Source organism: Candidatus Poribacteria bacterium, assembly GCA_021295715.1.
Classification (GTDB): Bacteria; Poribacteria; WGA-4E; order WGA-4E; family WGA-3G; genus WGA-3G.
Genome location: JAGWBV010000030.1, coordinates 91,048 through 100,872, shown reverse-complemented (window position 1 = coordinate 100,872; position 9,825 = coordinate 91,048). Strand labels below are relative to the sequence as shown.

At 48.6% G+C, this 9,825-nt stretch carries 9 protein-coding genes; 3 read left to right on the top strand and 6 right to left on the bottom strand.

The genetic code is table 11. The annotated features are described in order from the left end of the window. Positions 1–80: 80 nt before the first annotated feature. The 4 genes from J4G07_09725 to J4G07_09710 all read right to left on the bottom strand — a co-directional run bounded on the left by J4G07_09725 (position 81) and on the right by J4G07_09710 (position 4,222). Positions 81–479 (bottom strand): MerC domain-containing protein, encoded by a 399-nt coding sequence (locus J4G07_09725; protein ID MCE2414272.1) that lies wholly within the window; start codon positions 477–479, stop codon positions 81–83. 65 nt (positions 480–544) lie between these two features. After that, complete coding sequence (locus J4G07_09720) at positions 545–2,905, bottom strand: TonB-dependent receptor (protein MCE2414271.1); 2,361 nt, start codon at positions 2,903–2,905, stop codon at positions 545–547. A gap of 12 nt (positions 2,906–2,917) precedes the next feature. Then, positions 2,918–3,511 (bottom strand): hypothetical protein, encoded by a 594-nt coding sequence (locus J4G07_09715; GenBank protein MCE2414270.1) that lies wholly within the window; start codon positions 3,509–3,511, stop codon positions 2,918–2,920. A 342-nt stretch (positions 3,512–3,853) separates the two neighbouring features. Then, positions 3,854–4,222, bottom strand: a complete 369-nt coding sequence (locus tag J4G07_09710; GenBank protein ID MCE2414269.1) for a hypothetical protein — start codon at positions 4,220–4,222, stop codon at positions 3,854–3,856. Positions 4,223–4,486: 264 nt separating this feature from the next. Between J4G07_09710 and J4G07_09705 the strand changes: the two genes are divergently transcribed. Genes J4G07_09705 through J4G07_09695 form a run of 3 tightly spaced genes read left to right on the top strand, consistent with a single transcriptional unit; the run spans position 4,487 to position 7,318 of the window. Beyond that, positions 4,487–5,689: a molybdopterin molybdotransferase MoeA gene (locus J4G07_09705; GenBank protein ID MCE2414268.1), complete on the top strand. Its 1,203-nt coding sequence runs from the start codon at positions 4,487–4,489 to the stop codon at positions 5,687–5,689. Between the two features lie 24 nt (positions 5,690–5,713). Then, a complete protein-coding gene (locus J4G07_09700; protein MCE2414267.1) occupies positions 5,714–6,559 on the top strand; it encodes an amidohydrolase family protein in 846 nt (281 codons plus the stop codon). Positions 6,560–6,595: 36 nt separating this feature from the next. Continuing rightward, positions 6,596–7,318 carry an alpha/beta hydrolase gene (locus J4G07_09695; protein ID MCE2414266.1) on the top strand — a complete coding sequence of 241 codons (723 nt, stop codon included), beginning with the start codon at positions 6,596–6,598 and terminating at the stop codon, positions 7,316–7,318. A 138-nt stretch (positions 7,319–7,456) separates the two neighbouring features. Here the strand turns inward: J4G07_09695 and J4G07_09690 are convergent, their stop codons facing one another. Further along, positions 7,457–8,161: a hypothetical protein gene (locus tag J4G07_09690; protein ID MCE2414265.1), complete on the bottom strand. Its 705-nt coding sequence runs from the start codon at positions 8,159–8,161 to the stop codon at positions 7,457–7,459. A 43-nt stretch (positions 8,162–8,204) separates the two neighbouring features. Then, entirely contained in the window at positions 8,205–9,578 is a 1,374-nt protein-coding gene (locus tag J4G07_09685; protein ID MCE2414264.1) for an MATE family efflux transporter, read from the bottom strand. Between the last annotated feature and the right edge of the window lie 247 nt (positions 9,579–9,825).

Below are 9,825 nucleotides of genomic sequence, written 5' to 3'. Positions count from 1 at the left end.
TCGGTTGTCCCTTCGGATCACAGCCAGACCATACCAGTATACCTATGAAACACACTGAAATGTATATTCTCTGCATAATTTTATACACCTTCCGGCTCGCAGGCTGGACAGGTCTCAGATAGGTACCGATTTACGAGGTGTGCGGAGGCGAGTAAAATCCCACCGATACTGTAGAAGACCGCTTCAAAAGTGCCTTCAACCGCTGTTCGAGCGGTGGCGATGAATACTACTGCTACTATCAATATCAACAACGCTCGCCATCGCCGGTGGTGTCGAACACCCCACGCTAAACTCCCGATTGCCAGGGCAATTGCGCCACTGATAAGGACTAATTCAGCACGCTCAGTGGCAAAGAAACCCAACCCAATCAAAGGCAAAACTGCCACTAAAAGCGGCATCGCGAGGCAATGGACTGCGCATGCGACAGAGAGACACGCGCCAGTCGTATCCACCAATTCTTGGTTAAAATGTCTTTTCAATTTATCTCCTTAGAAAATCGAGGACGGGGCGGGATGATAGAAATTATCGTCCCCGTCCTACAGTTTCAAAAATTAAGCTTATACAAAAACTTCACGTTCCGTCCGGGTTCCGGCATTACCGCTTTGATACGGGACAAATGTTCGCGGTACGCTGTATCAAGGAGGTTTTCAATTTCAAAAACCACCATGTTCTCAAGTTGCCACCACGAAAAATTGAGATAACCGCCGATATCATAGACGAGATAGCCATCTGTCGGTTCCTCAAATTCACCGAGTCGGGTTTGGCTGCCTGAAAAGCGAGTCGTGATATGCAAATGCAACGGGGTAGGTGTGTAACTGATGACGAATTTACCGTTGAGGGGTGGGATACGTTCCAGCGGTCGTCTATCAGTTTGAATCGTTCCGTTGACGTAACTCATATTCAGCTGAAGATGGACCCGTGAGAAGACCTCACCCCCTATCTGGATTTCAGCCCCATCCATCACAACATCATGTCCCATGTATTGATAAATCCACAACCATCCCGCGGCTCCGCTGCCCCACTCCTTTTCGCCGCTGTTCGTCGGAATGAGGTAGTTCTGTATCTGATTCCTGAAAAGCGTGAGATTGAGTCTGAACGTGTCTTCTGCGTATTTGACGAAGAGTTCAGTGCCATATCCGTTTTCAGGTTCCAGTTCTGCATTGCCAACCTCATAGGAATAGACAGCAAGGTGGGGTCCATCGCTGAAAAGTTCCTCGATCCCCGGTGCGCGAAATGTTTTCATCAGGGTCGCCCCGGTGCTTAACCTATCCGTCCAATGATAAATTCCGGACGTAGCCCCGGAAAAACCGTTGAAATCGCGGCGTTGGACGGTTCCGGCTCGGATAACTGTACCAGATCGAAACGGTTCGGAACGCCTAATGTCGTAGCGGATAGCACCTTGTAAGGTGAGTTTGTCGAAGTTACGCTGGTTCAGATAAAATCCCGCCAACGCGAACTCACGGGTGTGTGGTGTCCAATAAAACCCGCCTGTAGCATGGTCTCGGTATTCCCCCCAAACGCCTGCGACGGCATTGTCTAACACGTGCGCCATCGCTGAGACGTTATAGGTTAACAGACCGAATTCGACACCAAGCAGCCCATTTGACTCCAACTCTTGATGCTGATAACGCGTATAGGCAGTCTGGAGTTTTACCTTTTCAAGCAGTGTTGTATTGAAGCGGTACTCCATCTGCCCTTCATACCGTTGCTTGTCGAGTGCGATGTTAACGCCGCTAATATGTCCTTCTGGAGAACCGGGAACGCCGTAATCTGAACGATACCTGCTTCCAGATGCACCGATGAAACCCCACGGCTTAATCAGCGAGGTGCCGCCTGAAAAACTGACGTTTGAAAGGGAAGTGTTTTTGAGGACACCCACCGGCGTTTGTATGTCAGATGCAAGGCGGCGATTCCACTCTATATTTCCCGCAAAATCACCTATTGGGAACGTAAAACCTGTTGTTCCGGTCAAACCTGAGTTTACAGATTCCCCTTGGAACGTTAGGTGCATATCAAGCCGTCTCGGTAATACTTGCGGTATATTATTGTTTTTGACGTTAATAACACCGCCCAACGTACTTGAGCCGTAAATGAGCGATGCAGGACCCCGCGTAATTTCAACACCTTCAGCGGTCGTCGGATCAATCGATACAGCATGGTCGGCACTGGAAGCGGATTTATCACCTGTCCGTTCGCCGTTTTCCAGAATGAGCAGTCTGTCACCACCCAATCCACGAATAACAGGACGAGCGATTGCCCGTCCCATCGTTCGTTGTGAAATGCCGGTCTCATTTGCCAATGTGTTCGCCAAGGTCATACCTAACCGTCTTTGGAGTTCCGCCTCATCCAATGCTACGTCGGTGGTTTCCTCAAACTGTGAAAGGGAGCGATTTGAACCGTAGACGCTGATGGTGTTCAGTTGAAACGGCAATGCCTCCAGCTCAATCTTGAGATAAGAAGTGGAGGCATTGACATCAACTACCTGTTCAAACCGTTGATAACCGACTTTCAGCAACTGAAGCGTCTGCTGTCCTTCGGGTACTGCGTCAAACTTAAACCGACCATTTGCATCGGTCAGAACGCTTTCCTCAAGTCCCTTAATACGGACTGTAACCCCATCGAGTCGGGCATGACTCCGTTCTTCGGTAACTTCGCCTTCTAAGGGATGCAGTGGGTTTTGAGCACTTTGTCCCCCTCCATAACAGTAGGGCAGACTTACCGCTCCGAACACCAACATAAATAGACAGACACCCTTAAAAAGTGTCCCTATCCGATAAGGCCTCGGCAAACCACTATAACAGAACTTACGCGAAATCGCAGACTTCCGCATACCCCCACGCGGTAGGTGCGGTTTTGAACGACACCTACAAGGGGACTGCGTACGTCCCATATAAATGCCCAACATGGACATCCCCCTTTATTGGACGGTGACCGGTATCAGAAGTGCCGCTGTGAAATCTGGATGACCCCCGTGAAGCAGTTGGAGTTTGATTTTCGTTGTTCCAGCTTTCAGACCAACGAGTCCAAACCCTAACTCTTCTTCGGCGTGTTCTTCGTCTCCGTGTTCATCTTCAGCGTGCTCGTCTTCTTCCTCTTCCAGATGGATCTCAATAATGGAGGAATCGTAATCCGACAAGCCTAAACTGAAGGCTTCCTCTTCATCATGACCATGTTCGTCTTCCTCTTCCTCTTCCTCACCGACATGGAATTCGGCACCGGTGGCATCAAGAAATACGACATGGACCTCAATCTCTGCACCAACGCCAACGGTGAGACCGCCGCTATCGGTGCCTTGAAACTGACGATAGACCTCTGCCCCATCGACTTCTAAAGCAAAGCCGTCGGCATCGGCATGAAGCTGCGCCTCTTCTTCTTCATGATCCTGATCATCAACAATCGGGTTGTCATCTTCACCACACCCGCCCATAAAAGGAAGGGTAGCAACAAAACTCAGTAACATTAATCGAGAAATAACGACCGAAAAGTCGTATCCAAAAACATACGTAAACATTGTATTCTCCAATTTATTTGTAGGATAGCACACGGCAGAAAAAGCCGCGCGCGGACTCTTTAAAGCCCGTATTACTTTGTAAAGTAAATTGCTCTTAACAGATGGCATGCACGCGAACGGTGTAAAACACGCGTTAGCATGCCGTGGTAGCTCATGTATTTTTAGGCAATAGGGATCCCATAGGTTCCCGAAAGAGATACCGTTCATACAGAGCCATTTTTGCAAAGCAGGAGCGTGCAAAGGGAAGACGAGTGTAGGTCCTCCCACACCCTTTGGACAAGATAGGAATATAAATTAGTTATCCGTTGTCAGTTATCGGCTGTCGGTTACAAGGGGGTTTTGTTAAACGAAAACCTTAACTACTGAAAACTGAAAACCAATCGAGAATACAGGTGGGGCACGACTGCGCGTGTTTGTGGTAAGTCTTAAGGGAAGAAAAACGGTTTCATAAAGCGGAAGTGTCGCACACGGAAAGAACGGAGAGATGAGTGGAAAGAACTCGATTTCCTCTCCAACGTGTTGACTGATGTAGAAACAGGCTGTACAGGTTTCCGCTGAATGATCGTGCTCGGTATGATCGTGCTCGGTATGATCGTGCGTGAGTGCGATGACACCCAGCAGCGCGACATAACAACATAAACTTATTAAAATGCAGGTCTTTAAACCACGCCGAAATATTAATGTGTTGAGGAAAACCATGCCGTTTCTCATAATCTATGTCTGCGTTATTATTGAAAGTAAAATTGCCAAAAAACTTGCGATAAATTATATCATACGATTCTGTCAATGTCAAATAAACTTGAAAAAGAGGGCAGAGGCATTCATTTCTCCTGTAGAAGGGAACTCCGATTCCCGACTTATTCTATACAACCGTCCCAAATCGAAAACCAATGCTCATGAAAAGATGGGCTTGCACTTATCGGCATGATGCTTTATGATATTGGATATGAGATTATGCAAAGGAGACAAAATTAAATGCTAAGTGTTGAAGAAGCCCGCCAACAGATGCTAAATACCATTCCGGTTTTACCAACGGAAAAGCGGGAAATTCTAAGTTGCGCGGGCTACGTTCTCGCAGAGGCACTACATGCCGAAGAAAACATTCCTCCGTTCGACAATTCAGCAATGGATGGGTATGCGGTTCGCGCAGCAGATGTTCAAAACGCTTCGGAAACGAAGCCTGCGGTTCTCACAATCATTGAGACAATTGCCGCAGGATATGCACCAACAAAACAGGTTGCAACCGGACAAGCATCCCGTATCATGACCGGTGCGATGATGCCTGAAGGTGCCGATGCAGTTGTGATGCAAGAGGTGACTCAGCGGGACGGGAATAACGTCAAGATTTTTGAGGGTATTGATAAAACTGGAAACGTCCGTTTCACGGGCGAGAGTGTTCCAGACGGACAGCAGGTCATGGGAAAAGGGAAATACCTACGTCCGCCGGAAGTTTCAATGCTCGCCTCTCTTAATCGTCCAGAGGTTACAGTCTATCGTAAGCCCACTGTTGCGATTGTTTCAACAGGTGATGAACTCCTGCTACTCGGCGAACCACTTGAACCGGGAAAAATTCGAGAAAGTAACCGCTATGGTCTCTATGCACAGGTCGAGGAAGCGGGAGGCATACCGATTGATATGGGTATTGCTCCTGACGATGAAGCAGAAATAGAGCGTATCTTTCGGGCGGCACTCGCGAAGTCGGATGCTTTGATTACAAGTGGTGGTGTTTCGGTAGGGGAGCATGACTTTGTGAAAAGTGTATTGGAGAGATTAGGTGAAGTTAACTTTTGGCGCGTCGCGATGAAGCCCGGAAAACCACAGGCTTACGGCATTTCGGACGGAAAACCTATTTTTGGATTGCCCGGCAATCCAGTCTCTTCACTCGTCGTATTTGAACTTTTCGTGCGCCCTGCGCTCCTCAAAATGTCGGGGCATACAGAACTATTGCGTCCGACCTTCAAAGCCACTTTGGCAGAACCTGTTACCAATAGAGATGGACGTGTTAATTATATGCGCGCAATTCTTAAAGAATCTAACGGACATTACACCGCTGAAACGACGGGTCCACAAGGTTCAGGTATTCTGCATTCACTCGTTTTGGCAAACGGCTTAATCACGATTCCATCTGGTGCAACGTTAGGTGCTGGAGAAACAGTGGACGCTCAGTTTCTATTCTAAACGGAGTACGTTAAGGAGTCTCCCATGATTGTAGATACCCATGTCCATATCTGGGAAATCGATCCACCGAAGTATCCTGTCGGTCCCACTGCGCCGACTTGGAATTCTTATCCAGATGAACCTGGTACTGCCGACGAACTCTTAGCAGAGATGGACGCGCACGACGTAGATTGGACAGTCCTTGTGCAGACGAGTTGGTCCACTTGGGATAATGGCTACATTGCGGATTCGGTAGCGCGTTTTCCTGATCGGTTTATTGGACACGGCTTAATCGATCCACAAGACCCGAACAATGCCGAACAAGTTCGCTACTGGATAAAAGAACGGGGTTTGGTAGGTTTCCGTTTCCATCCGATGTACTACCCCGACGAAAAGATTTTGCTAACTGAACAGAATGGACCGATGTGGGAAGAGATCGCAGCGTTGGATGCCATCATCCAATTTCATCTACGCGCTGAGTTCGCTGATCAGGTCGCCGTTATTGCACAACGATATCCCCATCTGAAACTTATTCTTGATCACATGGGGTACCCACAGATAGATGCCGAGGAAGCGGCGTTTCAACCCATCGTGGAACTGGCACGTTACGACAACGTCCACTTGAAACTATCGGATGTCGCTGGACGTTCGCAGCAAGCGTTTCCTTATGCAGACGTGCATCCGTTTATTGAGAAGTTGCTATCGGTTTTCGGTGCAGAGCGGACGGTGTGGGGGACAGGCTATCCCGGTCATCACAGACAAAAACACAACTGGCCCTCTTTAGCGCAGGAACTCCAACTCATTCGCGAAGGACTTCCATCCTTGACAGATAATAATAAAGATGAGATTCTCGGCGGAACAGCTGCGCGGATTTGGAATTTAACGACGTAGAACAGTAAGTACCATCCTTCGTCAGGACACACTGCTATGGCAACAATTGCAACCTGTTGGGGAGAGATGGCTTACTTTGATTCAGGAGGATTGGGACAGCCACTGCTCTTCTTACACGGGACTGGATGTGACGCATCGGATTGGACACGGGTGATTAAAAAATTACCGTGTGAGCAGCGTTGCATCGCTCTCGATTTTCGTGGACATGGACGGAGTTCTGTGCCAACAAAACCGTTTACATTAGGCTGTCTTGCTAATGATGTGTTGGACCTTGTAGACCATTTGGGAATTCAAGAATGGATGATCGTTGGTCACAGTCTGGGGGGTATGGTAGCAATGGAAGTCGCCAGACGCTCATCGTGTGTTGTTGGACTTGTGCTGCTGGAGGGATGGACGCGCCTTTCAGCTGCAGGGAGTGCTTTCGATACCGGACGGTTTTACGGTTCACTGTCTCAGTCCACTATTGCCGAGATTCAGGAGAAAGCAAAAGAGACGCGAAATCGCTTTAAATCTGAAATTTGGCACGGTTTTTGGGAATCTGTCAAAAATTCCGATGCCTACGCCTACCTGGAGCAGGCACGCATCCCTATCTGTGAAGTTTTTGGGAGTCTGGGACGAAATGATTTAACTGAGCAGAAGTTGTGCATTCCGTCCAATCCGAATATTCAGTGGGTATGGATACCCAGCGCCGGGCATTATCTACCGCATGAATGCCCGGTTGAAGTCGCTAAAGTGATAAACACGCGCCGCGCGTTGTAAACACTAAGCTTGAGGAATTTCGACCGGCAGATCCAGCCGGTCACCCCACTCTTTCCATGAGCCTATATAGTTGCTGACTTTTGGATACCCCAAGAGCCGCAATGCCAAATAGGCTTGGGAAGAGCGGTAGCCTCCCTGTCAGTAGCACATAACCTGTTTTTCCGGTGTAATACCGACGGCTTCATACATCTCTCTGAGTTCATCAGCAGATTTGAATGCCCCCGCTTCGTCAAGATTATTGAGCCATTCAATGTGGATAGAACCCGGAATAGCACCTGCACGTTCTGCACGGGCAACCCTACCGTAGTGTTCATCGTCAGTGCGTGTATCAAGCGGAACAAAGTCGCTCCGGTTTAACAGGACACGGATCACATCAGCATCCATGTGTATATCGTGTTGCGCATTTATCGGAAAAGGTGGGACCTCGGGGGGTTCAGCCCCTGCTGTACTAATAGGTCCATCTGCTGACAGCCACGCCTTGAAACCACCATCTAACAGACGGGTTTCGGGATGCCCTAAGTATTCGCAGAACCAGAACCCGCGCGAGGCGCGCGTTCCCGATATGTCTTCATACCATACAATCGGTTTACTCGGATCAAGACCGCGTTGCTGAAAGAGGTATGCTATCATCCACATAAAGGCATCGAACGTCTCTTTCCGAGTATCAATAAGGCTTAAACCGAACAAATCCAAATGAAGTGCCCCCGGGATGTGTCCGCGGATGTATTCATACGTCGGTCGTGTATCAACGATGCAAAATATTTGATCGCCGAGTGTGCCTTTCAATTCCTCAGCAGAGATAACCAATTGTGGATTTACGTAACCCTTATAGGTGTCCATCATTCGCCAACTCCTCCTGAATTTTTTGTAGGATATATTTACTGTCCTACGCTACTTTTGGTTTCTTTTTAACAATTTTTATTCCCTTCCATCTTCCGGTACTGTACCAAAACCACATTGCGATGCCTTGCACAACGTTTGAGAGGGCGATGCCTGACCAAACGCCATTAAGACCGATGAAGTGTGAAAGTAGAATCACGAGTCCCAAACCGATGACGACCTGTGCGGCGAGCGTAATCACCATCGGAGAGAACGTATCTCCGGCACCGTTGAGTGCTCTTCCTAAGATGAGCGAAAAGGCGATGAATCCGAACGTCGGAGACAGAAATCGTAGATAAGTGATACCGATCTCAATAACACCCGTTTCCGGTGTGAAAATCCGGATGAATGTCTCTGGGAAAAGGAAGAAAACAGCACCGATGACTGCCATGATTGCAGCACCTAAAAGGTTCGCTACTCGTGTTGAGCTCTCAGCGCGTTCTATCTGATTCGCCCCTAAATTCTGTCCGACTAAGGGAACAACAGCGTTTGCAATGCCGAAGCCGGGATTCATTACGAGGATCCGAAGCCGCATACAAATCGTATATGCCGCAACGACGGTCTTTCCGTAAGGTCCGATGACCCACAGGAAACCGAGTCGCGAAATATGCCGCCAAAACCCTTGCATAGAACTGTAAACGCCGAGTCTTAAAATGTCAAGCATCTCCACGAAATCTACCTGATACCGAACACTCCGAAATGAAACAGGGGCGCGTCCACTCCAACAGAGATAAAGTAGGATAAATACGCTCGCGCCGCGCCCGATAAGCGTCGCATACGCCGAACCTGCGACTCCGAGTTTTGGAAATCCCCATAAACCGAAGATCAGTAACGGATCAAGCACAATGTTAATCAGTGTTGCGAAAATCAGCACCACCATCGGGGTGATTGTGTCGCCACCGGCGCGAAAGATGGAACCGAGCGTCATCGACACGAACATTGTACTAATACCGGCGAGAATGATATGCATGTAAGTGGTGCCGAGCCTGAGCACCTCTGGATCTACCATTCTGACGGCGAGTAACCCTTGCTCAGCTAAGGGGTAACCGACGAAGGTGACACCGATAGAAAAAAACACAGCTAACAGGATTGACTGCAGGGCGATGTGTTCAGCTTGTGCGAGGTTCCTCGCTCCGAGATACTGCGCCACCATAATCCCGGTTCCTGTTGAAATGCCAAGCGAGAAAACCCCGATTAATCGGATTAAGTTTCCGCTCACCCCGACAGCCGCTATCGCGCCAGCACCGAGCCTTCCAACGAAGATCATGTCGACGATGTTGAATGCCTCTTGCAGCATGTAGCTGAGTATGATCGGTCCTGACAGCCGTAGCAGGTGTCTTAGGAGACTCCCTCGGGTTAAATCGCCCCGTGTTTTTCTCATATTCTTAATTTACCTTGCGGTTAAACAACGTGAGATGGGTACTTGACGTTCCTTCGTCAGTATCCGCCCTCCATTTCATTACGGGCTATGCGATTTGGCTTATGTTTAAGAAGGTTCGCCAAAGGAATCTGAATTATAATTAGAGCCACCGCCATAACTGCCTACGCTTCACTTTAGCAGGATTTCGTTCGGTCGTCAAGACAAAAACGGACACACAATTTTTTTCCTTTGACAGAATCACGAAAAC